The sequence below is a fragment of the Nesterenkonia sp. K-15-9-6 genome, from assembly GCF_052656005.1.
In genome coordinates this window covers 217052-240247 of the sequence record NZ_JBQYEY010000001.1, presented here as the reverse complement: position 1 = coordinate 240247, position 23196 = coordinate 217052, and the positions used below count along the sequence as shown (strand labels likewise).

Genomic DNA, 23196 nt, shown 5'->3' with positions numbered 1-23196 from the left:
CGTGAGGAGAACCGTTCCCCGTGTCCGAGAACGCAGTGTCCGAGAAGATCACCATCACGATCGACGGCGAGGCCACCGGCATCGCGCCGGGCACCACCGGGATCACCCTCTTCGCGGACCAGGCGACGACTGTGGTGATGCGTGTCGACGGAGAGGTCTGGGACCTGTCGCGGGAGATCCCGGCCGGCGCCGTGGTCGAGCCGGTGGACATCAGCGAGCCGGAAGGGCTCGACGTCCTGCGGCACTCGACCGCCCACGTCATGGCCCAGGCCGTCCAGCAGCTCTTCCCCGGGGCCAAGCTGGGCATCGGTCCCTACATCACGGACGGCTTCTACTTCGACTTCGACGTCGAGGAGCCGTTCACGCCGGAGGATCTGAAGAAGATCGAGAAGGCGATGCAGAAGATCGTGAAGTCGGGGCAGACCTTCGAACGCGAAGTGGTCGACCTCGCCGAGGCGAAGCGGCAGATGGCTGAGGAGCCCTACAAGCTGGAGCTGCTCGGCGGCGACGGAGGCGGGTCCGCGGACGGGGCCGACGTCGAGGTCGGCGGCGACGTCATCACGATCTATCACAACGTGAACCGCAAGGGGGAGAAGGTCTGGGCGGATCTGTGCCGGGGGCCTCACCTGCCCAGCACGAAGCTCATCGCCAACGGGTACGCCGTCATGCGTGCCGCGGGCGCGTACTGGCGGGGCAAGGAGACCAACCCTCAGCTGCAGCGCCTCTACGGCACCGCCTGGCCGACGAAGGACGACCTCAAGGCCTATCAGGAGCGCCTCGCCGAGGCCGAACGTCGGGACCACCGTCGGCTCGGTCGTGAGCTGGACCTGTTCAGCTTCCCCGAGGAGATCGGCTCCGGCCTCTCCGTCTGGCATCCCAAGGGAGGGCTGGTGCGCGGGATCATGGAGCAGCACGCCCGTGCGCGGCACCTGGAGTCCGGGTACACCTACGTCTACACCCCTCACATCTCCAAGGCCGATCTCTTCGCAACCTCAGGTCACCTCGCCAACTACCAGGACGACATGTGGCCCGCCATCCACATGGACGAGGAGCGTGACGACGAGGGCACCATCACCAAGCAGGGCCAGGACTACTACCTGAAGCCCATGAACTGCCCCATGCACATCCTCATCTACAAGGAGCGGGGGCGCAGCTATCGGGACCTGCCGCTGCGGTTCGCGGAGAACGGCACCGTCTATCGCAATGAGCGTTCGGGGGCCCTGCATGGCCTGACCCGCGTGCGGGGGTTCACCCAGGACGACGCGCATCTCTTCGTCCGGCAGGATCAGCTGGAGGACGAGGTCACCAAGGTGGTCGAGTTCGTCGTCTCGCTGCTGCGTGACTTCGGCCTGGACGACTTCGAGCTGGAGCTGTCCATGCGGGACGACGAGAAGGACAAGTGGGTCGGCTCCGACCAGTTCTGGGAGGACGCCACCCAGGCGCTGCGCAATGTGGCGGTGACCTCGGGTCTGAAGCTGACCGAGATTCCGGGGGAGGCGGCCTTCTACGGCCCGAAGATCGACCTGAAGGTCACCGACGCGATCGGGCGGAAGTGGCAGCTGTCCACGGTGCAGGTGGACCCGAACCTTCCGGAACGCTTCGGGCTGGAGTACGCCGCGGAGGACGGCACCCGACAGCGCCCCATCATGATCCACCGGGCCCTGTTCGGATCGATCGAGCGGTTCTTCGCCATTCTGCTGGAGCACTACGCCGGAGCCTTCCCCGCGTGGCTGGCGCCGGTCCAGGTCCGAGGCATCCCCGTGGCCGAGCCGTTCAACGACTACCTCGGCGAGGTCATCGACAGGCTCAGGGCCGCCGGCGTGCGCGCCGAGCTGGAGGACGGCACCGATCGGTTCCCGAAGAAGATCCGCACCGCCTCCAAGGACAAGATCCCGTTCGTGCTCATCGCCGGTGGTGAGGACGCCGACGCGGGCGCGGTGTCCTTCCGCTTCCGTGACGGCAGCCAGGACAACCAGGTGCCGGTCGACGAGGCCGTGGCGCGCATCCTGAAGGCCATCGAGGACCGTGAGGCCTGAGCGGCCCGTGGTGGACCAGGAGCACGACGCCGACACCACGCCCGACCCGGCGGAGGACGACTTCTCCCTGGCCGGGGTGCCGGACGCGTTCCAGCGCCTCTGGAACCCGCACCGCATCGCGTACATGCGCCGCGGGCAGGACCAGGTCTCGGGGACATCCGACTGCCCCTTCTGCACCGCGCCGGGGCGCACCGACGAGGATTCCCTGATCGTGCACCGCGGCACGACCTGCTACGTGCTGCTCAACCTGTACCCCTACAACCCCGGCCACCTCCTGGTCTGCCCCTACCGGCATGTGCCGGACCTGACGGACCTCAGCGCCGCCGAGTCCGAGGAGTTCACCCGACTGTCCCAGGTGGCGATGGTCGCGCTGCGGACCGTCGCGGCACCCGGCGGGTTCAACCTGGGGCTCAACCAGGGCAAGGACGGTGGAGCCGGGATCGCCGCGCACCTGCATCAGCATGTGGTGCCCCGGTGGGGCGGCGACGGCAACTTCCTGCCGATCATCGCCCAGACCAAGAACATGGCCCAGACGCTGGGGGAGACCCACCGCATGCTCCACGACGTCTGGGACGAGGCCGCCCGGGCCTTCGCCGCAGATCAGGCACAGACGGAAGGGACGTCCGGTGAGGCCGGACAGGAGCAGGACGCCTGATGCTCAACAGGTATGCGAGAGGCCTCTTCGGCGCCCTGTTCACCCCGGTCGCGAAGCTGCTCATGCGTGTGGGGCTCACGCCCAACATGGTCACCGTGATCGGCACCGTCGGGGTGGCCGTCGGCGCCCTGGTCCTCTACCCCCTGGGGGAGCTGTTCTGGGGCACCGTGTTCATCACGCTGTTCATCTTCTCGGACCTGATCGACGGACTCATGGCTCGCATGTCCAGCCGGTCCTCGCCCCTGGGCGGGTTCCTGGACTCCACCCTGGACCGGGTGCAGGACGGAGCGGTCTTCCTGGGTCTGCTCATCTGGTTCTTCACCGGAGGCGACCAGCCCTGGATCGGTGTCTCCGCCGCGGCCTGCCTGCTGCTGGGGGGCCTGGTGCCATATGTGCGCGCCAAAGCCGAGGCGATGGGCTACACCGCTGATGTCGGCATCGCCGAACGTCCCGAGAGGATGGTTCTGGCCCTGGTGTTCACCGGTTTCACGGGTCTGGGGCTGCACTCCTCGGTTCTGCTCGTCGTGCTGACCCTGCTGGCGGCGGCCTCGGCCGTCACGGTGGTCCAGCGCATCCTCTCCGTCCGACGGCAGGCCGATCAGCAGAATCGCTGACTCTTCGACTCACCGTCGGTCCGGCTCCGGGTCGGGAACGTCAGGCGGGCGGTGTCATCCCGAGGCTGCGCAGCAAGGGGGCGAGCGTGGGCTCCCGCCCGATCGCGTGCCGGAACGACTCCTCCAGCTCTCGGGTATCGCCGCGGCGCAGCAGCTCGGCGCGGAATCGATCTCCGGCCTTCCGCAGCGCACTCTCGTCGTCCATGACCGTGCGGAACCACTCGGCGGCGTCGGCGGCGAGGACCTGCGCCCAGAGATAGGAGTAGTAGCCGGCCGCGTACCCGGATCCGGCGAAGATGTGCTTGAAGCAGCCCGTGCCGTAGCGCGGCGGCACCAGGGGATGGTCCAGCCCCCACGCGGCCAGCGCCTGGTCTTCGAATCCCTCCGGATCCCTGGCCGCCTCCTCGGCCTGCTCGGGACTGAGAGTGTGCCAGGCGAGGTCCAGGACGACGGCGGCCAGATGCTCCACCATCGAGGCTCCACGGCCCCAGTGGGGGTCGGCCCCGGGGTGGAGATGCGATCCTGACGCCGGGGACGGGCGCCACAGGTCGGCGAAGACCTCGTTGACCTGAGAGGGGAACTCCACGGCATCGCGCGGCACGGCAGTGCCGGAGAGGGCCTCGAACTCGGCCTCGGCGAGCAGCCCGTGCAGCGCGTGGCCGAACTCGTGGAACAGGGTCTTCTGCTCGGCACGAGTGACCTGCGCCGCCTCGCCGTCGGCTGGGCGTGCCAGGTTCAGGCAGTTGATGACCACCGGACGGGATCCGGTCAAGGAGGACGCCACGGAGAACGAGTTCATCCAGGCGCCGCCGGCCTTGGTGGGACGAGCGAACGGATCCAGCAGGAACAGGCCCAGGACGGCACCGTCGACGTCGCGGACCTCGAAGCTGCGGGCCCCGTCGACGAACCCCGGAAGGTCCGTCCGCTCGTGGACCTGCAGGCCGTAGACCCGGCGGGCGGCGGCGAACACCCGTCCGAGCGCCTCCTCCAGAGGCAGGGAGGCGTCCGCGGGCGGGCCCGGGGCGTCGTCGCGTCCCTCGGCTGCACCGCGGGCCGCCCGCTCTACGGCGGCGATCCCATAGGTGAGGTCCCAGGGCCGCAGCTCGTCGTGGACGTCCCCGGCGGCGCGCAGATGCTCCTCCACGACCGCGAGCTCCTCGGCCAGCCGACGCCGTGCCCCGGCGATGAGCGGCCGCAGCATGTCCTGGACGGCGGAGACGTCCGACGCGGTGCGCAGCGTCAGCACCGCGTCCAGGTGATGGTCATGACCCAGCAGCCGTGCCCGCCGCGCCCGCAGCACAGCGATGTCCGCGCCGATCTGCCGTGTGGTGCGCCCGTCGTCGCCTGGCATGCCGCCGCGTTCGAAGGAGGCGAGGTGAAGACGACGCCGGGTCTGACGATCACGCAGCACCGCCAGCGCCGGCTGCTGCACCGGCATCCCGAGCCGGAGCAGGTGCCCGGCGTCATGGCCGGCGGCGCGCGCGGCCTCTCGTGCCGAGGAGAGCACAGCGTCGTCGAGCCCCACCAGCTCATCGGCGGAGGCGACGTAGACGGCGGACTCGGCGACCTCAGCCCGTTGCAGGCGTTGATAGGCGGTCTCCTCGGCGGCGATCTTCCGGTTCAGCTCCCGCAGGCGTTCCTGGTCGGTGCCGGAGAGTCCCGCACCGGCGGCCTCAGCCTCCGCGAGCAGACGGTGCAGCATCCGACGCTGCTCCGCGGTGGGGGAGACCGCCCCGGCGTCGATGCGTTGGGCAAGCTCACGCAGTCGGTGGTGCAGTCCGGGGTGCAGCTGCACCCAGTCTCGGTGGGCGGCCATCTCGGGGGCCCAGTGTGCCTGGACGTCCTGCAGGTCCGGGCCGGCGTCCGCGGAGAACACGCAGGAGAACGCGCGCTGAACGCGCCGCAGTCTCCCACCGGCCCGCCCGACGGCTCGCAGGGGATCGTCGACGTCGGCCGGAGCGCCCCGCGCGGCGATCTCCTCGAGCTCAGCCTTCTCCTCGGCCACCCCCGCCCGCAGCGCCGGCAGCCAGTCGCCGGGGGAGACACGACGCAGATCCGGGTGCTGGTGGTCCAGCAGGAAGCCGTCGCCGAAGGGATCGTGGGGGGAGCCGGCGCCGTCGGGCCGGGAGCGGACTCGGACCTGGCCGGTGTCCGGATGGGTGACCTGGGAGGCGTGCGTCAAGGCTTCGGCCTTCCTCTCGTGGCGACGGTAGGCTGGTGTCCACACTACGTGCCGCACGTCATGGTGGCGTGCATTCCGGAACCCTGACTGACGAGATCGGAGAACTATGGCCGGCCACTCCAAATGGGCCAACACCAAGCACCGCAAGGCTGCTGTGGACGCCAAGCGCGCCAAGATCAACGCCCGCTACATCAAGCAGATCGAGGTCGCGGCGCGCAACGGCGGGCCGGATCCGGCGGGCAACCCGGCGCTGGATCTCGCCGTCTCCAAGGCCAAGAAGAACTCGGTCCCCAACGACAACATCGACCGGGCGATCAAGCGCGGGGCAGGTCTGACGGGCGATGCGGTGGAGTATGAGGAGATCATGTACGAGGTGCGTGGCCCGCAGGGCTCGGCGCTGCTCGTGGAGTGCCTCACGGACAACCGCAACCGTGCTGCCTCGGAAGTGCGTGTGGCGGTGACCCGGTCGGGCGGCACCGTGGCGGATCCCGGGTCGGTGGCGTACATGTTCCAGCGCAAGGGCGTGGTCAGCGTGCCGAAGGAGGGGCTCACCGAGGATGACGTGCTCGCCGCAGTCCTGGAGGCCGGCGTCGAGGAGGTCATCGAGCACGAGGAGACGTTCGAGGTGCAGTCTGAGCCGCAGGATCTGCAGGAGGTCGTCAAGGCCCTCGAAGACGCAGGACTCGCCGTGGAGTCGGACGAGGTCGAGTTCGTCTCTGACGTGAAGGTGGACCTCGACCTCGATGCCGCCAAGAAGTTCCTCAAGCTGCATGATGCGCTCGAGGATCTCGACGACGTCCAGAACGTCCACACCAACGCGGACCTCAGCGCGGACACGCTCGCCGCGCTCGACGCCGAGAGCTGATCGCCGGGCCATGGCGTCAGCGGTGCCGGTGAGGGGCACGGCCGGGACCTCACGGGTGGCCCAGCGGATCCTCGGCGTCGATCCCGGGCTGACCCGTTGCGGCTTCGCCGTGGTGGAGATGCACCGGGACCGCACCGGCGAGTCCGTGCACGTGGAGGTCACCGGAACCCGCTCGGACCAGGATCTGGCGGAGCGCATCTTGGCGATCCAGCGTGCCGCCGAGGCCCTGCTGGACACCTATGCTCCGGACGTGCTGGCCATCGAGCGGGTGTTCGCCCAGAACAACGCTCCCACCGTGGTCGGCACGGCGCAGGCCTCGGGGGTGGTCATCGCCGCCGCCGCCGCACGGGGCATCCCGGTGGCCTGGCATACACCCTCGGAGGTCAAAGCGGCGGTGACCGACGACGGTTCCGCCGACAAAGCCGCCGTGGCTCGCATGGTGCAGCGGATCCTGCGGCTCCCCGCCCTGCCGAAGCCCGTCGACGCGACCGACGCCTATGCGGTGGCCATCTGCCATGCCTGGCGGTCCGGCATCGGCACGCGCCATGACATGGCGGCCGGGACCCGGACCCACCAGGGGGCGCGGACGGCTCTGCAGCGGGCTGCAGACGCTGGCACCTCGGGGATGACACCGGCCCAGCGTGCCTGGCAGGAGGCCGAGAGGCGCGCCGGGGGCGGAGCGTCCGGGCGAGTCGGCCCGGGCAGCGTCCGACGGGGGCGGTAGTCTGTTCGAAGATGTGTACGAACGTCGATGCGGCGGCGGACAGAACAGCGGACAGGACGGGTGAGCGATGATCTCTTCGATCCGGGGCGAGGTGCTCCACGTGGGGCTCGATCATGCGATCGTTGAGGTGGCCGGGTTCGGCCTCGAGGTCACGGCCACCGCGCAGACGTTGGGAGAGCTGCGGCTGGGCCAGGAGACCCGGCTGCAGACCTCGTTCGTGCCGCGCCAGGACGACGCCCCGCTGCTCTTCGGCTTCGCCGACGGCGGCGAGCGGGAGATCTTCACCACTCTGCTGGGGATCTCCGGGGTCGGCCCTCGGCTGGCCCTGGCCGTGCTGAGTGTGCACAGTCCGGCCGCGGTGCGTCAGGCGATCGCCGATTCCGACACCGCCGCCTTCACGAAGGTTCCCGGCATCGGGAAGAAGACCGCTCAGCGGATCCTGCTCGAGCTCGCCGGCAAGCTCGTCGTCGAACCGGCGGACGAGCCTGCGACCCCCGCACCGTCCCGAGCCGATGAGGTCACGGGGCAGGTCCAGGAGGCGCTGAGCTCGCTCGGCTGGACCGAGAAGGACGCCCGAAGCGCCGTCGAGCAGGTGCTGCGTGATGAGCCGGAGCTGGCGCAGGCCGAGGTGCCGGTGGTCCTGCGGCACACCCTGCGGATGCTCGGTTCTGCCGGGGGGAGCGGCCGATGAGCACGGAGGATCCCCGGGAGCTGGTCGGGACGGCGCCTGCGGCCGAGGAGAAGGCGCTCGAGGCCGCGCTGCGGCCGAAGACCCTGCAGGACTTCGTCGGTCAGTCCACGGTGCGCGGGCAGCTCTCACTCGTGCTGGAGTCTTCGCGGCTGCGGGGAGCGGCGGCCGACCATGTGCTGCTGTCCGGCCCACCGGGGCTCGGGAAGACCACGCTGGCGATGATCATCGCCGGCGAGATGAATGCCGCACTGCGCATCACCTCCGGCCCGGCGATCCAGCATGCCGGCGACCTCGCGGCCATCCTGTCCTCGCTCACCGACGGGGAGGTGCTCTTCATCGACGAGATCCACAGGATGTCGCGACCGGCCGAAGAGATGCTCTACATGGCCATGGAGGACTTCCGGGTCGACATCATCGTCGGCAAGGGAGCCGGCGCCACGTCGATACCGCTGGAGCTGCCGCCGTTCACCCTGGTGGGCGCCACCACGCGCGCGGGGCTGCTGCCGGGCCCGTTGCGGGATCGCTTCGGATTCACGGGGCATCTCGAGTACTACTCGGCCGACGAGTTGGAGCGGGTTCTCCGGCGCTCGGCCGGGATGCTGGACATGCAGGTCGACGACGCCGGGTTCGCGGAGATCGCCACACGATCACGCGGGACCCCGCGCATCGCGAACCGACTGCTGCGACGGGTGCGCGACTGGGCTCTGGTGCACGGGGTGCCCCTGGTGGACCGTGAGGCCGCCGGTCAGGCCCTGGACACCTACGAGGTGGATCGGCGCGGTCTGGACCGTCTGGACCGCGCGGTGCTCCATGCCCTGTGCACCACGTTCCGCGGCGGTCCGGTGGGTCTGTCCACGCTGGCGATCCTCGTCGGGGAGGAGACGGAGACGGTCGAGACCGTCGCCGAACCGTACCTGGTGCGGGAGGGGCTGCTCGCCCGTACGCCGCGGGGCCGCATCGCCACGGAGGGAGCCTGGCGCCACCTGGGCCTGAAGCCGCCCGAGTCCGCTGACAGCGGACGGGAGGCCGTGTCCTCGGGGGATCCGCGCTGGGACCTCGGCGACAGCTGATAGTCTGTCGCGTTGAACGACTCCACGGCGGCGGTCGAGCTGACCAGGCTCGGCGCCTTCGCGGAGCTGCCCATCGATCGAACAGATTGGCCCACAGGTGAACGAACCACACGTCATGGCAGTGCAGCAGGCTCACGCCGCGGCAGGAGGTGATCTCTGATGGATCCCTTCCTTCTGATCATGATCGCGATCCTCGCGCTCTTCATGCTGATGACCTTCCGCCGCGGGAAGAAGATGCGTGATGCACAGTCCGCCGCGATCAGCGGTGCTGTGCCGGGCGCGGAGGTCGTGACGGCCGGCGGAGTCGTCGGCACCGTCGTCGCCCGCGACGAGGAGAAGCAGCGGGTGACCCTGGAGTTCTCCGGCGGAGACCGCGTGGACTTCCAGCTCCCCGCCGTCCAGCATGTGGTGACTCCGGCGGCGTCGCCGGAGGACCCCGCTCCGGAGTCCCCTGAGTCTCCGGAGTCAGAGGAACGCTGACCAGTTCCCTTTTCACAGCCCGCCACCGCACCGGTGAGCGGGCTGTGGTGTTGACGGGGTGGGACGGCGTGACCGCGCAGCGCCCCTCGACGCACCCGACGAGCGGAAGGTTGACCAGAGCCTGATGGCGACAAGCACACCGGTGGCCCGCGCCCGCGCGGCCCTGATCGGACTGTTGGTGCTCATCCTCGGGATGGGCGGACTGCTGACCTACGGGGTCTCCCAGGACCGGGCCCAGTGGGCGCCGCTGCTGGCGCTCGACCTCTCGGGCGGCACTCAGATGGTCCTGTCCCCGCATGTGGACGGTGACGACCAGCTCGACAGCGAGCAGCTCGAGCAGGCCGTGGAGATCATCCGCCAGCGCGTGGACGGCACCGGTGTGGCTGAGGCTGAGATCGCCACTCAGGGAGCGGAGAACGTGGTCGTCGGCATGCCGGGCACCCCGGATGCCGAGACCCGCGAGCTCATCCAGGCCTCCGCCGACATGGAGTTCCGCCCGGTGCTGCAGGCCGAGATGGATCCTGACTACATCGACCAGCTGATCGAAGAAGGCATGCCTGAGGAGGAGGCCGAGGAGCTCGAAGAGGCGGCCGAAGCCCAGGAGGAGGCCACGGAGGACGAGGACGTCGCCGGTGAGGAGGACGCCGGAGGCGAGGGGGCCGAGGCCCAGCCGGAGGACTTCCCAGAGCCCACCGCAGAGCCGCAGGACCCCTCCGACCTGAACTGGATCACCCAGGATGTCGCCGCCGACTTCGCGAACTTCACCTGCAGCCGTGAGGTCAGCATCGAGGAGCGGGAGGCCGCCGACTCCGATCAGCCACTGGTGACCTGTGACCCCGAGACCGGGATGAAGTACCTGCTCGGCCCCGTGGAGGTCCCGGGCACCCATATCCACGACGCCGGCTTCGGGATGGAGCAGACGCCTACGGGAGGCCAGACCGGACGCTGGGCCGTCGACATCGTGCTCGACAGCGACGGCACCGCCGAGTTCCGCGACTCCTCCACCCGTCTCTACGGGCTCGAGGGCGTCCGCAACCAGTTCGCGATCGTGCTGGACAGCCGCGTCATCTCCGCTCCGAGGATGAACTCGCCGATCACTGACGGCCGAGCCCAGATCACCGGAAACTTCACCGAGGATGAGGCGCGCAACCTGTCCGAGCAGCTGCGGTACGGCTCTCTGCCGGTCAGCTTCGAGATCCAGTCCGAGGAACAGATCTCGGCGACGCTCGGCGCCGATCAGCTGCGCAACGGCCTGCTCGCCGGCATCATCGGTCTGATCCTGGTCGCCGGGTACGCATTGTTCCAGTACCGGGCGCTGGGTCTGGTCACGATCGCCTCCCTGGGAGTCGTCGGAGTGCTCACCTGGTGGACGATCGCGCTGCTCGGCTGGTCCGACGGGTATCGCCTCTCGCTGGCCGGCATCGCGGGTCTGATCGTCTCGATCGGTCTGACTGCCGACTCGTTCATCGTCTACTTCGAACGCATCAAGGACGAGCTGCGCGAAGGCAGATCCCTGGCCGGGGCGGTGGAGAACGGCTGGGCCCGTGCCCGCCGGACGATCCTGGCCTCCAAGGCTGTCAACGTCATCGCCGCCGTCGTCCTCTACATGGTGGCGGTGGGCAACGTCCGCGGCTTCGCCTTCACCCTGGGCCTCACCGCGATCCTGGACGTCATCCTGGTCTTCCTGTTCACCCACCCGGTGATGCAGATCATCGCCCGCCGGAGGTTCTTCGCCTCCGGGCGCCGGTTCTCCGGGCTCTCCGAGAAGGAGCTGGGGGTGGACATGCTCTATCGGGGCGCCGGGCGTTTCGCCCGCCGGTCGGTGCTTCCGGCAGTGGCCGAACCGACCGGTGCCGTCTCACCGGACCGTGCCGCGGCGACGCCGCGTGGTCAGGACGCCGCGGGGGACGAATCCGCCGGAGGCACCTCTGCGGTCAGCGTCTCCCAGGCCACAGCGACCAGCACGCTGACCCTCGACACCGAAGGGGGCCCGGGGACCGGGGTCGATCCGGGGCAGGACGCCGCCATCGTCGACCATCCGGAGCAGGACGACGCCATCGTCGACCATCCGGAGCAGGGCGCCTCCCAGCCACCAGCGGGGGCCGACCCCGAAGCCCCGGGGCTGACCATCGCCGAGCGACGGCGGGCCCGCGCGCTCCACGCGCGCCGTACCTCCCGGGCGGCCGAGGATCCCCCGCAGGACGGCGAGCCGGGGGATGTCACGGACCCTGAGACCGTCACCCGCACCGAGACCGACGAGGAGGACCGCTGATGGCTGCAGGTTTCGCCAAGGCCGGCAACCAGCTCTACACGGGTGAGCGGGCCTACCCGTTCATCCAGAAGTCGAACCTGTGGTTCCTCCTGGCCGCCCTCGTGGTGCTGGTCTCGGTCGCCATCCCGTTCGTCAGAGGCGGGTTCAACCTGGGCATCGAGTTCACGGGAGGCTCTCAGTTCACGATCTCCCAGACCGAGGAGACCGACATCGCCGTCGGCGAGGACGCGGTCGCCGAGGTCTCCGGCCAGGACGCCACCGTCACGAACATCGCGGCGAACACCGTGAGGGTGCAGACCGAGGAGCTCACCGATGACGAGACCCTCGAGGTCGCCGAAGCCCTGCAGGAAGGCTACGGCGTCAGTGCCGACCAGGTGACCTCCACGTTCATCGGCCCCACGTGGGGCGAACAGGTCTCCGAGCAGATGATGCTGGGGCTGGTGATCTTCATCATCCTCGTCGCGCTCTACATGGCCCTGTACTTCCGCACCTGGAAGATGTCGTTGGCCGCCATCCTCGGCCTCGGCTTCGTGGTGATCACCACGGCCGGAATCTACTCGGCGACCAACTTCGAAGTGACCCCCAGCGCGATCATCGGATTCCTCACCATTCTGTCCTACGCGCTCTACGACACCATGGTGGTCTTCGACAAGATCCGGGAGAACGTCCAACCCCTGCGGCAGCAGAAGGATCAGACCTTCACGGAGCGGGTCAATCTGGCCGTCAACCAGACCCTGGTCCGTTCCATCAACACCTCTGTGGTGGGCATCCTTCCCGTCGGCTCGATCCTCTTCATCGGTGCATGGCTGCTGGGTGCGGGCACGCTGCGAGACATCTCACTGGCGCTCTTCGTGGGCGTCATCGTCGGCACGTTCGCCACGATCTTCGTCCAGGCACCCCTCTATGCCCGGATGCGCCGGAACGACGCCGACATCGTCGCGCACACCGAGGAAGTCCTCCGGCTCCGCGAGGAACGTGGCGTGTTGTCGGTGACCCTCTCCGGCACGGCACTGGACGAGCATGGTCGCCCCACGCCGTTCCCGCCGCTGCCTGAGCCCGAGCCGGAGGAGGTCGAGGTCGACGAGGAGGCCTTCGAGATCGTCATCACCGGCATGGAGCCCGACGGTGACGCCTCAGCAGGTGATGACGTACGGCGATGACGGGCTGCGATGGCAGGGGGCGTCCAGGGGTACAATTGCCGACACACCTCCTGATCATGTCGTCTCCGAGAGCAGGTTCGTAAGTTGGTGAACGACGACGGCGCCCGCCGGGGCCAGACCGACGCCACGACGTCGGTGACAGCGGCCAGTCCGCCCGCACCGGCCGTCCGGCGCGCCCGCGCCGTCGGCGTCGTCGACTCCGGGTCCTCGCCGCTTCTGGAGCCCCTGCTGCGCGCCATGCGTGCCAATGGCGGGCAGCAGGACCTCCCGCTGATCCAGCGCGCCTTCGAAGTGGCGAACCACCACCATCGTGACCAGAAGCGCAAGAGCGGCGACCCCTACATCACGCACCCCGTCGCCGTCGCGACCATCCTGGCAGAGCTCGGGCTGACCGGCTCCACGTTGGCGGCCGCGCTGCTCCACGACACCGTCGAGGACACCGACTACAGCCTCGACCAGCTCACCGCCGACTTCGGCGAGGAGATCGCCCTGCTGGTGGACGGCGTCACCAAGCTGGACAAGCTCAAGTTCGGCGACGCGGCCCAGGCAGAGACGGTCCGGAAGATGGTCCTGGCGATGGCCAAGGACATCCGGGTGCTCATGATCAAGCTCGCCGACCGCCTGCACAACGCCCGCACGTGGCGCTATGTGCCGGCCGAGTCCAGCGCCCGCAAGGCCAAGGAGACCCTGGAGATCTTCTCGCCGCTGGCGCACCGGCTCGGCATGAACACCATCAAGTGGGAGTTGGAGGACCTCTCCTTCGCGGCGCTCTACCCCAAGGTCTATGAGGAGATCGTGCGTTTGGTCGGGGACCGGACCCCGCAACGTGAGAAATTCCTCTCGGAGGTGCGCGAGACGATCGCCGACGACCTCAACGAGGCCAGCATCGCCGCCACCATCACGGGCCGCCCGAAGCACTACTACTCCATCTATCAGAAGATGATCGTCCGCGGGAAGGACTTCGACGACATCCACGACCTGATGGGCGTACGGGTCCTGGTGGACTCCGTCCGGGACTGCTACGGCGCCCTGGGTGCGCTGCATGCGCGCTGGAACCCCCTGCCGGGGCGGTTCAAGGACTACATCGCGATGCCGAAGTTCAACATGTACCAGTCGCTGCACACCACGGTGATCGGGCCACAGGGCAAACCGGTGGAGATCCAGATCCGCACCTATGACATGCATCGACGGGCCGAGTACGGTGTGGCGGCCCACTGGAAGTACAAGCAGAAGTCCGGTAGATCCGCCGCGGCCGAGGCCGGACAGGGCGGCGATGCCGGAGGCCGCACTCCGGACGTGGCGACCCAGCAGAGCCAGACCACGGCCGACATCGGGTGGCTGCGCTCCCTGGTCGACTGGCAGTCGGAGACCAAGGACCCCGACGAGTTCCTCGAGTCGCTGCGCTATGAGATCAACGCCAAAGAGGTCTTCGTCTACACTCCGAAGGGCGAGGTCATGGCCCTGCCCGCGGGCGCCACTCCGGTGGACTTCGCCTACGCCATCCACACGGACGTCGGTCACAAGACCATCGGCGCCCGGGTCAACGGGAAGCTGGTCCCGCTGAACTCGGAGCTGCAGCACGGCGACTGGGTGGAGATCTTCACCTCGAAGGCCGAAGGTGCAGGTCCCAGCAGCGACTGGCAGCAGTTCGTCAAGAGCGCGCGGGCGCGCAACAAGATCCGCCAGTGGTTCTCCAAGGAGCGCCGCGAGGAGTCCATCGAACGCGGCAAGGACGATCTCACCAAGGCCATCCGAAAGTCCAATCTCCAGCTGCAGAAGGTCATGAATCCGGACGTCCTCGCCGAGGTCGCCGAGCAGCTGCACTATCCGGACATCTCCGGCCTGTATGCGGGTGTGGGGGACAACCATGTCTCCACGCAGAACGTCATCGAGCACCTCACCGCCCTCGTCGAGCCGGAGGAGGAGGACTCCGAGGAGCACGACACCACGCCCATCACCTCCCCGGTGACCCCGGCGAGCCAGTACTCGGACGCCGGTGTCATCGTCAAGGGCGCAGGCAATGTGCTGGCGAAGCTCGCACGCTGCTGCACGCCAGTGCCGCCCGATGAGATCGAGGGCTTCGTGACCCGGGGGCAGGGGGTCTCCGTGCACCGGGCCGACTGCCGGAACGTCCAGCAGCTCCGGGAGCAGCCCGGGCGGCTGGTGGAGGTGGAATGGGCCCCCACCAAGACGTCCGTGTTTCTGGTGGAGATCCAGGTGGAGGCGCTGGACCGAAAGTCCCTGCTCTCTGACGTCACGCGGGTGCTGGCCGAGTCGCAGGTCAACATCCTCTCCGCCAGTGTCCAGACCTCCCGAGACCGGGTGGCGATCTCTCGCTTCTCGTTCGAGATGGGGGACCCCCGGTACCTGAACCATGTGCTCAACTCCGTGCGACGCATCGACGGAGTCTACGACGTCTATCGCACGGTCGGTCGGCGTCGCGACGCGCACTGAGCCACCAGGTCGGGAATCAACTCCAGACGGTGCTCGTGGGTCCGCCCGCCGCGCATCCGCGCCAGCAGTCGTTCGGTGAGCGCCTCAGCATCGACGTCTCGTCGCCGGGCGTGCAGCAGATCTGCCACCAGCCACCAGCGTCTCAGCCAGGCCGGCTCGTGGACCCCGGCCGCGGCCGCCACCTCCGGCCGCCGGGTGTAGATCGATTCGGCGGCCAGCACGTCCAACGCTCTCCGCCCGTCTGCTGCGCCCAGCCCGAGGAAGAGGTCTGCGGCCGTGCGCAACGGTGTGGTCACTCCGACCCCCGAGACCACGGACACGTCCTCGTCGGAGAGCGCCACCTGATGGACCTGCCACATCTCCGCGTCCCCGCCTCGGCGGCGCAGGCTCTGAGAGATCAGAGTGAGGCGAGATCCCGCTGCGCCCCCGAGATGCACCCAGGCGGCGGTCTCCCCGCAGAGCACGGCGCGGCCCTGTGCCCGGCAGGGGAGCAGCATCATCGCCGCCCGTGCCCGCACGGCCGGCGACTGGCGCAACCAGGCCACCGCGTAGACATCGGAGATGAGGTGCTGCACCGCCCCTTCCGCAGACAGGGCCTGCAGCTCGGCGCCGCTGAACGGGGCACCCGCCCGGTAGAGCTCCTGAAGGGGGCGCGGCGAGGCGGCGGTGGCGATCGGGGCGCGCGCTGCCGGAACAGCTGAGTGTGCGGCGAGACCGGCATCGTGGAAGACCATGCCACCAGCCTGCCTCATCTCCCGAGACGGTGGGGCTCTGTTCCGCATGCCTGTGGACAACGGGGCCCCTGTGGAGGATCGGCTGGTCTGCAGGACCGCCACGTCGTCTCAGGAGACGGGGTCGGCCGGCGGCGCCGCGATCACCGCTTCGCCCGGTTCGCGTCCTTGGGCTCGGCGGATATCCAGCGCCTGCGTGAGGATCTCCACGGCCGCCGCCTGGTCGATCCGATCCCGCTGGTGCCGGGCCTCCACACCGGAGGCCCGCATCTTCTCCGCCGCCGAGACGGTGGAGAGCCGCTCGTCGATCAGGTGCACGGGGATCGGCAGCTCCGCCTGATCCAGGCGGCGCACCAACGCCGCGGCGTAGTCGCGGGCCTTCTGGGTCGAGGCCGTCTCCCCGCCGGAGAGCGAGAGGGGCAGACCGACATAGATCACCCGGGCGTCGCGGTCACGGGCGATCTTGACCAGCATGCGGATGTCCGAGCGGCGTCGGTGGTCCCGACGCAACGTCATGACCGGGGTGGCCACGAGGGCGTCAGGATCCGAGGCGGCCAGACCGACGCGGGCGTCACCGACGTCGACTGCCAGACGCACCCCGGGCCGTGGGGGTCGGGCGCCGGGTCCGGTCTCCCCGCTGCCCCGCTGCGCGGAGTCGGACCCCGGGAAGGCCTCAGCCACGGGTGCGGACGGACCGGACGACGCCGTCGAGGGCCTCGCCGATCTTCTCGGCATTCTGACCGCCGCCCTGAGCGACGTCGGGCTTGCCGCCGCCACCGCCGCCGAGCACCGCGCAGGCCTCCTTCACCAGCGCGCCGGCCTGGACGCCCTCCGACCGGGCGGCCTCGGTGGTGGCGACCACGATCAGCGGGCGACCCTTCGCCTGCCCCGCGAGGGCCACGACGGCAGCGCGCGAGCCGAAGCGCTGCCGCAGGTCGAGGGCGAGACCGCGCAGATCGTCACTGCTGGCGACCGGGCCGGCGTCATGGGCGAGGACGTCGACCCCGGCCGCGTCGACTGCCCGGGTGACGAGGTCCGCGGACTGAGCCCGCAGCTGCTCGGCCCGCATCCGCTCGAGCTCGCGTTCGGTCTCCTTGAGCTTCTGCAGCGTGCTGGAGATGCGGTCCGGCACCTGATCGGCGGGGACCTTCAACATGTCGGTGAGCTGGTTGACCAGCGTCCGCTCGGCGGCGAAGTGCTGGAAGGCGTCCATGCCCACCAGGGCCTCCACTCGACGGTTGCCGGATCCGACTGAGGCTTCGCTCATCAGTGCCAGCGTCCCGATCTCCGCGGTGGAGCCCACGTGGGTCCCTCCGCAGAGCTCGCGGGACCAGGCGCCGTTCATCTCCACCACGCGCACCTTCTCTCCGTACTTCTCGCCGAAGAGCATCATGGCACCCATCGCCTGGGCGTCCTCCAGGGACATCACCTGGGTGCTCACGTGGTGGTTGTCCCTGATGGCGAGGTTGGCGATCTCCTCGAGCTCCTGGCGGGCGGAGGAGCTCATGGCGTCCTCCGCGGTGAAGTCGAAGCGGAGGTATCCCTCCTTGTTGAAGGAGCCGGCCTGGACCGCCTGCGGGCCGAGCACGTCGTGCAGGGCCGCATGGATGATGTGCGTGGCTGAGTGTGCTTTCTGGGCGTCCAGACGGCGGCGCAGGTCGATCGTGCCCAGGGCCTCCGCACCGGCCGGCACCTCACCGTGCACCACACGGGCGCGGTGCACAGACAGACCGCTGATGGGGGACTGGACGTCGGTGACCTCGAGCTCGAAGCCGTCGCCGGTGATCCGGCCGGTGTCGGCGGCCTGACCTCCGGCCTCCGCGTAGAACGGGGTGGCATCGAGGACGATCTCCACCTCCTGTCCCGCGGAGGCTCGGTCGGCCGCGGTTCCGTCGACGACGAGTCCTCGAATCGTGGATTCTGTGGTGTGCTCGGTGTAACCGGTGAAGTGAGTGGGGCTGTCACCGCGCAGCTGGGAGTAGACCTCGGTGTCAGCGTGGCCGGACTTCTTCCCCTTGGCGTCGGCGCGAGCACGTTCCCGCTGCTCCGTCATCAGGTCCCGGAAGCGGTCCTCATCGACGTCGACACCGGCTTCGGCAGCCATCTCCAGGGTGAGGTCGATCGGGAAGCCGTAGGTGTCGTGCAGGGCGAAGGCGTCGGCGCCGGACAGCGGCGCACCCGTCGACCGGGCCGCGCTGACGGCGCTGTCCAGCTTGGCGGTGCCGGCCGAGATGGTGCGCAGGAAGGCCTGCTCCTCCTTCACAGAGACCTGATGGATCGTCTCGAACCTCTCCGCGACATCGGGGTAGACGCCCTTCATCGCATCCCGGGACACGGTGATGAGCTCTCCGAAGATCGGCCTCTCGACACCGAGCAGACGCATGGCCAGGATGACGCGGCGGATGAGACGGCGCAGAACGAAGCCGCCGCCTTCGTTGGACGGCCGCACTCCGTCAGAGATGAGCATCAGAGAGCTGCGCACGTGGTCAGCGATCATGCGCAGTCGTACGTCAGTGGCGTGGTTCGGGTCCTCCGGATCCTCAGTGGAGGTGTAGGTCACCCCAGCGAGCTCGGCCGCGCGGTCGAGGACAGGGCGCACCTGGTCGGTCTCATACATGTTCTCCACGCCCTGGAGCACCATGGCGAGGCGCTCGAGGCCCAGACCGGTGTCGATGTTCCTGTTCTGCAGCGGACCGGCGATCTCGAACTCGGTCTTGGAGTGGACCTGGGAGAGTCGATCCTGCATGAAGACGAGGTTCCACAGCTCCACGAAGCGGGTCTCGTCCACGGCCGGGCCTCCGTCGGCACCATAGGCGGGGCCCCTGTCGTAGTAGATCTCGGAGCAGGGGCCGCCCGGACCGGGCTGACCGGTGTTCCAGTAGTTGTCGGCCGGTCCCGTGCCGATCACTCGCTCGTGCGGAACTCCGACCTCTTCCTCCCAGATGCGGCGGGCCTCGTCGTCGCGCTCGTCGCCGTTCTCGTAGACAGTGATCCACAGGCGATCCGGGTCCAGGCCGAACCCGCGCACGCCCGTCTCCGGGTCGCCGTCCACAGGGCTGGTCAGCAGCTCCCAGGCCATCGGGATGGCCTTCTCCTTGAAGTAGTCGCCGAAGGAGAAGTTGCCGCACATCTGGAAGAAGGTCCCATGGCGGGCCGTCTTGCCGACCTCCTCGATGTCGGCGGTGCGGATGCACTTCTGCACGGAGACAGCGCGGTCATAGGGGGGCTTCTCGGTGCCGAGGAAGTAGGGGATGAAGGGCACCATGCCGGCGATGGTGAACAGGACGGAGGGGTCCGGTGAGATCAGCGACGCCGAGGGGACACGCTCATGGCCCTTCGCGGCGAAGTAGTCGTACCACGTGCGGGTGATGTCCTCGGTCTTCATGAGAATCTGCGGTCCTCCTGCGGGCGTTGCGGTCGGCGCGGCGTCCAGGACGCCGGAACAAGTCTAGAGGGTATGGGGGCGCAATCAGGTCGGCCGTGCCGACCCAGAGACGAAGAGCCCGTCGCGACTCCGCACCAGAGGAGGAATCGCGACGGGCTCTGCGGTTCAGGATGCTGGCATCCTGAGGGGTCCGCCGATGATCAGCGGGCGTAGTACTCGACGACGAGCTGCTCTTCGCAGGTGACCGGGACTTCCTCACGCTTGGGTGCGCGGGACAGGGTCGCCTGGAGCTTGTCGATCTCCACGGTCAGGTAGCCGGGGACCGCGGGCAGCACGTCCTGGTGAGCACCGGAGGCGGCCACCTGGAACGGCTCGAACTTCTCCGAGCGCTCGTGCACCTGGATGACCTGGCCGGGCTTCACGCGGAAGGACGGACGGTCCACGCGCTTGCCGTTGACGGTGATGTGGCGGTGCACCACGAACTGCCGCGCCTGGGCGATCGTGCGGGCGAAGCCGGCACGCAGCACCAGGGCGTCGAGCCGGGACTCGAGCAGCTCGATGAGGTTCTCACCGGTCAGGCCGTCGCGGCGCTTGGCCTCTTCGAAGTACCGCACCATCTGGGCCTCACGGATGCCGTACTGGGCGCGCAGACGCTGCTTCTCGCGCAGACGCACCGCGTAGTCGGAGTCGGTCTTGCGGCGGGTGCGGCCGTGCTGGCCGGGGCCGTAGGGGCGACGGTCCAGGTACTTCTGGGCCTTGGGGGTCAGCGCGATTCCGAGGGCGCGCGACGCCTTCACGGTGCGACGACCGCGCAGGGGGGTGGTGGGCATGGAGGTGCCTCTCTCTCGTATCAGTCGGCAGGTTCTGTTGATCCACCGTCCGGGGCACCCCGGGCCGTCGCATGCGACGGCCCGAAGAACGGACGATGACCTGGCCTCCGGGATCCCAGACCGGAGAGCGCGAGTCGCCGAGTGCTCGCTCACTGCGGCGCCGTCCACACGTGAAGACTCCCTGCGGCGGTTCGCGCACGCGGCGCGGGGCTCAGGGAGTCGACGTGGAGGATCTCCAAGGTGCGTCCCGCGTGGAGCGGGGCGCTGACGGCGCCTGCCAGACAGCAGACCAGTCTAGCATGAGCTGGGGCCGGCCCGAACATGACGATCGGGCCGACCCCAGCTCATGGTCGTTCATGGTCGACAGATGCGGATCAGCCGCGCATCGCCTTGCGGTCGGGGCGGAGTCGGTAGGGGTCCACACCCTTCGGAATCGGGGGGCGCGAGATCGGCAGGGCCGCCAGGCGCTGCTCCAGGGCGCTGACCTCGTGCTTGGTCAACGCCTTGTCCAGCTTCTTGATGTGTTTGGTCAGCTTGGGAAGGGGGACCTGGCCTTCGCCGTTGCCGGTCTCGATCACGTGGATCGGCACGCCGGTGTCACGAAGGATGGGGCTGAACCGCTTGCGTGTCTTGGGCACCATCTTGCGCACGGGGCCGGCCGGGCCGTCCGTGACGAGCACCAGACCGGGACGTCCGACGACCCGGAAGATCGCCGCCTGTGTCTTGGGGTCCATGGCGACAGGCTCTTCGACGACGATCCAGCCGCGGCGCAGCGTGCCGAGCGCGGCCGCCGCCGCTCCGGGGCGCCCTTCGATCCGCGCGAACGCCGCCTTCTCCGCACGGCGGTTCATGACGATCATGGCGGCCAGAAGACCCATCGGCAGGCCGAAGAGCACACCGGTCACCCAGTTGAGGAGCAGTCCCACCACCACGGCGGAGACGGCGAAGGCGACCAGGAATGCCAGCGCCATCCACCACCCGATGTTGGGGTCGTGGGCCCGGGTCATGTCGAAGACCGACTTGATCCGGGCGAAGAAGCCTTCCTTCTTGTTCGACTTCTTCCGTGCCTTGCGTTCCTGCTTCTCGGCCTTCTGCTGGGCCTTGAGCTTCTTCAGCTCGGCCTTCGCCTCTGCCTTCGACGAGACCTGGGGAGTGGGGGAGTCAGCTGGTGCCATAGTGAGTCCAGTCTACCGTGTTGCGGGAGGTGGGCAGGCCGGGGTGCGCCCGTACCCCATCGAGAGCGAAGGTCCGTCCGGCGACGGGCCCACCCACGGGGGGCACGAGCATCCGAACCCGGACTGAGCCCAGGACTGAACCCAGGACCCGCCAGGTCAGTGCCCGGCGGCCACCAACGTCGCGGCCTCCTGTCGGGTGGTGCCCGAGGGCTGGATGTGGGCCAACTCGGGCGGGATCTCCCGACCCTTCTTGTGCATGGCCTTGGCCCAGAGGGAACCGGCGCGGTAGGAGGAGCGGACCAGTGGGCCGGACATCACGCCCAGGAAGCCGATCTCCTCGGCCTCCTCGGAGATCTCGAGGAACTCCTGCGGCTTGAGCCACCGGTCCACCGGCAGGTGACGGGGTGTGGGCCGCAGGTACTGGGTGATGGTGATCAGGTCACAGCCGGCGTCGTGGAGGTCCTGGAGGGCTTCGGTGATCTCCTCCCGGGTCTCTCCCATGCCCAGGATGAGGTTGGACTTGGTGATCATGCCGTGGCCACGCCCCTGGGTGAGAACGTCCAGGGAGCGTTCGTAACGGAACGCGGGGCGGATGCGCCGGAAGATGCGCGGCACGGTCTCCACGTTGTGCGCGAACACCTCTGGTGCGGCCTCGCAGATCGCCGCGATGTTCTCCTCCTTGCCGGAGAAGTCGGGGATGAGGATCTCGACTCCCGTGCCCGGGTTCAGCTCATGGATCTTGCGGATGGTCTCCGCGTAGAGCCAGACACCCTCGTCCGGGAGGTCGTCACGGGCCACACCGGTCACCGTGGCGTAGCGCAGATTCATCTCTCGGACCGACTCGGCCACCTGGAGCGGCTCTCCTTCGTCCACAGGCTGCGGACGCCCGGTGTCGATCTCGCAGAAGTCGCACCGGCGGGTGCAGGCCGATCCACCGATGAGGAACGTGGCCTCTCGGTCCTCCCAGCATTCGAAGATGTTCGGGCAGCCGGCCTCCTCGCAGACCGTGTGGAGGCCCTTCGAGCCGACCCGCTTCTTCATCTCCGCGAACTCCGGACCCATCTTGACCTTGGTCCGCATCCAGGCGGGCTTCCGCTCGACCGGCACCTCGGAGTTTCGCGCCTCCACACGAAGCATGCGACGGCCTTCGGGGGCGATGGTCACGACAGGACTCCTTCTGCAGCAGGGATGTTCTCAGTCACGCTGAGGAACCGCGGCAGCTCGGCGGCGAGCTGGGCGGCGATGGGATCGACGATGTCAGCCGGTGTGACCTCGGTGCCCACCTCGGCGCTGATGGTGGTGGTGTCGGCGTCGGCGATGCCGCAGGGGATGATGTTCTCGAACGGAGCGAGACTGTTCGAGCAGTTCAGCGCGAAGCCGTGCATCGTCACCGATCTGTGCACGCGCAGCCCGATCGCCGCGATCTTCCGGTCCCGCGGGCCGTCGGTCATCCAGACCCCGGATCGGCCCTCCACCGTGGTCGATCGGAGACCGAACTCCTGGTCCAGCACCCGGATGATGATCTCCTCCAGGGCGGCCACATAGCCCTTCACCATCGCCCGTTCGGCAAGCTTGAGGATCGGATAGCCGACCAGCTGTCCTCTGCCGTGCCAGGTGATCTTCCCTCCGCGGTCGACGTCGACCACGGGTGTGCCGTCTCGGGGGCGATCCTCCGGCTCGGTGCGACGGCCGGCCGTGTAGACGTCTTCGTGCTCGAGCAGCAGCACGGTCGAGGGTGACTCGTCGGCGAGCACCTCCGCGTGCAGCCGCCTCTGGATGTCGAGGGCCTCGGCGTAGTCCACCACGTCAGGGTGGAAGCCGAGCCTCCGGAATGCGAGGTCCATGGCTCCACCCTAGTCCGAACGGAGCGCA

Annotated in this window: 19 protein-coding genes; 11 read left to right on the top strand and 8 right to left on the bottom strand. The window is 68.8% G+C overall.

What is annotated here, in order from left to right; genetic code table 11:
* Positions 1-20: 20 nt before the first annotated feature.
* The 3 genes from thrS to pgsA are packed head-to-tail and all read left to right on the top strand — an operon-like array spanning position 21 to position 3305.
* The gene (thrS, locus tag SD455_RS01010; RefSeq protein WP_396954328.1) at positions 21-2036 is read left to right on the top strand and encodes a threonine--tRNA ligase; all 2016 of its coding nucleotides are present in this window, start codon (positions 21-23) and stop codon (positions 2034-2036) included.
* Between the two features lie 10 nt (positions 2037-2046).
* Positions 2047-2691: an HIT family protein gene (locus SD455_RS01005; RefSeq protein WP_311024450.1), complete on the top strand. Its 645-nt coding sequence runs from the start codon at positions 2047-2049 to the stop codon at positions 2689-2691.
* Positions 2691-3305: a phosphatidylinositol phosphate synthase gene (pgsA, locus tag SD455_RS01000; protein WP_445506990.1), complete on the top strand. Its 615-nt coding sequence runs from the start codon at positions 2691-2693 to the stop codon at positions 3303-3305. Before SD455_RS01005 ends, pgsA begins: the two co-directional genes overlap by 1 nt.
* Before the next feature lie 40 nt (positions 3306-3345).
* Here pgsA and SD455_RS00995 read toward each other — a convergent pair whose 3' ends face one another.
* A complete protein-coding gene (locus tag SD455_RS00995) occupies positions 3346-5487 on the bottom strand; it encodes a M3 family metallopeptidase (RefSeq protein WP_445506989.1) in 2142 nt (713 codons plus the stop codon).
* Between the two features lie 106 nt (positions 5488-5593).
* Here SD455_RS00995 and SD455_RS00990 point away from each other — a divergent pair, with 106 nt between their 5' ends.
* The 8 genes from SD455_RS00990 (at position 5594) to SD455_RS00955 (ending at position 15203) form a co-directional block, all read left to right on the top strand.
* Positions 5594-6352 (top strand): YebC/PmpR family DNA-binding transcriptional regulator, encoded by a 759-nt coding sequence (locus SD455_RS00990; protein WP_344682941.1) that lies wholly within the window; start codon positions 5594-5596, stop codon positions 6350-6352.
* 10 nt (positions 6353-6362) lie between these two features.
* Positions 6363-7076, top strand: coding sequence for a crossover junction endodeoxyribonuclease RuvC (gene ruvC, locus SD455_RS00985; protein ID WP_445506988.1), 714 nt, complete (start codon positions 6363-6365; stop codon positions 7074-7076).
* 67 nt (positions 7077-7143) lie between these two features.
* A complete protein-coding gene (gene ruvA / locus SD455_RS00980; protein WP_445506987.1) occupies positions 7144-7767 on the top strand; it encodes a Holliday junction branch migration protein RuvA in 624 nt (207 codons plus the stop codon).
* The gene (gene ruvB / locus SD455_RS00975; protein ID WP_070159942.1) at positions 7764-8837 is read left to right on the top strand and encodes a Holliday junction branch migration DNA helicase RuvB; all 1074 of its coding nucleotides are present in this window, start codon (positions 7764-7766) and stop codon (positions 8835-8837) included. The genes ruvA and ruvB overlap by 4 nt, the downstream gene beginning before the upstream one ends.
* A gap of 159 nt (positions 8838-8996) precedes the next feature.
* Positions 8997-9317 (top strand): preprotein translocase subunit YajC, encoded by a 321-nt coding sequence (locus SD455_RS00970; protein WP_070159940.1) that lies wholly within the window; start codon positions 8997-8999, stop codon positions 9315-9317.
* Between the two features lie 124 nt (positions 9318-9441).
* Complete coding sequence (gene secD, locus SD455_RS00965) at positions 9442-11589, top strand: protein translocase subunit SecD (protein ID WP_445506986.1); 2148 nt, start codon at positions 9442-9444, stop codon at positions 11587-11589.
* Positions 11589-12749: a protein translocase subunit SecF gene (gene secF / locus SD455_RS00960; RefSeq protein WP_070159936.1), complete on the top strand. Its 1161-nt coding sequence runs from the start codon at positions 11589-11591 to the stop codon at positions 12747-12749. The genes secD and secF overlap by 1 nt, the downstream gene beginning before the upstream one ends.
* An 87-nt stretch (positions 12750-12836) precedes the next feature.
* Positions 12837-15203, top strand: a complete 2367-nt coding sequence (locus SD455_RS00955) for a RelA/SpoT family protein (RefSeq protein ID WP_070159934.1) — start codon at positions 12837-12839, stop codon at positions 15201-15203.
* Here SD455_RS00955 and SD455_RS00950 read toward each other — a convergent pair.
* The 7 genes from SD455_RS00950 to lipB form a co-directional block, all read right to left on the bottom strand.
* A complete protein-coding gene (locus SD455_RS00950; protein ID WP_445506985.1) occupies positions 15167-15937 on the bottom strand; it encodes a hypothetical protein in 771 nt (256 codons plus the stop codon). The genes SD455_RS00955 and SD455_RS00950 overlap by 37 nt on opposite strands.
* A gap of 108 nt (positions 15938-16045) precedes the next feature.
* Positions 16046-16615, bottom strand: coding sequence for a Holliday junction resolvase RuvX (ruvX, locus tag SD455_RS00945; protein WP_445506984.1), 570 nt, complete (start codon positions 16613-16615; stop codon positions 16046-16048).
* Positions 16608-19319, bottom strand: a complete 2712-nt coding sequence (gene alaS / locus SD455_RS00940; RefSeq protein ID WP_445506983.1) for an alanine--tRNA ligase — start codon at positions 19317-19319, stop codon at positions 16608-16610. Before alaS ends, ruvX begins: the two co-directional genes overlap by 8 nt.
* A 200-nt stretch (positions 19320-19519) precedes the next feature.
* Positions 19520-20149, bottom strand: coding sequence for a 30S ribosomal protein S4 (gene rpsD, locus SD455_RS00935; protein WP_070159929.1), 630 nt, complete (start codon positions 20147-20149; stop codon positions 19520-19522).
* Positions 20150-20523: 374 nt separating this feature from the next.
* The gene (locus SD455_RS00930; RefSeq protein WP_083277471.1) at positions 20524-21324 is read right to left on the bottom strand and encodes a DUF4191 domain-containing protein; all 801 of its coding nucleotides are present in this window, start codon (positions 21322-21324) and stop codon (positions 20524-20526) included.
* A gap of 156 nt (positions 21325-21480) precedes the next feature.
* Positions 21481-22488, bottom strand: a complete 1008-nt coding sequence (gene lipA, locus SD455_RS00925; RefSeq protein ID WP_344682919.1) for a lipoyl synthase — start codon at positions 22486-22488, stop codon at positions 21481-21483.
* The gene (gene lipB / locus SD455_RS00920; RefSeq protein ID WP_311024339.1) at positions 22485-23168 is read right to left on the bottom strand and encodes a lipoyl(octanoyl) transferase LipB; all 684 of its coding nucleotides are present in this window, start codon (positions 23166-23168) and stop codon (positions 22485-22487) included. Before lipB ends, lipA begins: the two co-directional genes overlap by 4 nt.
* Positions 23169-23196: the final 28 nt, after the last annotated feature.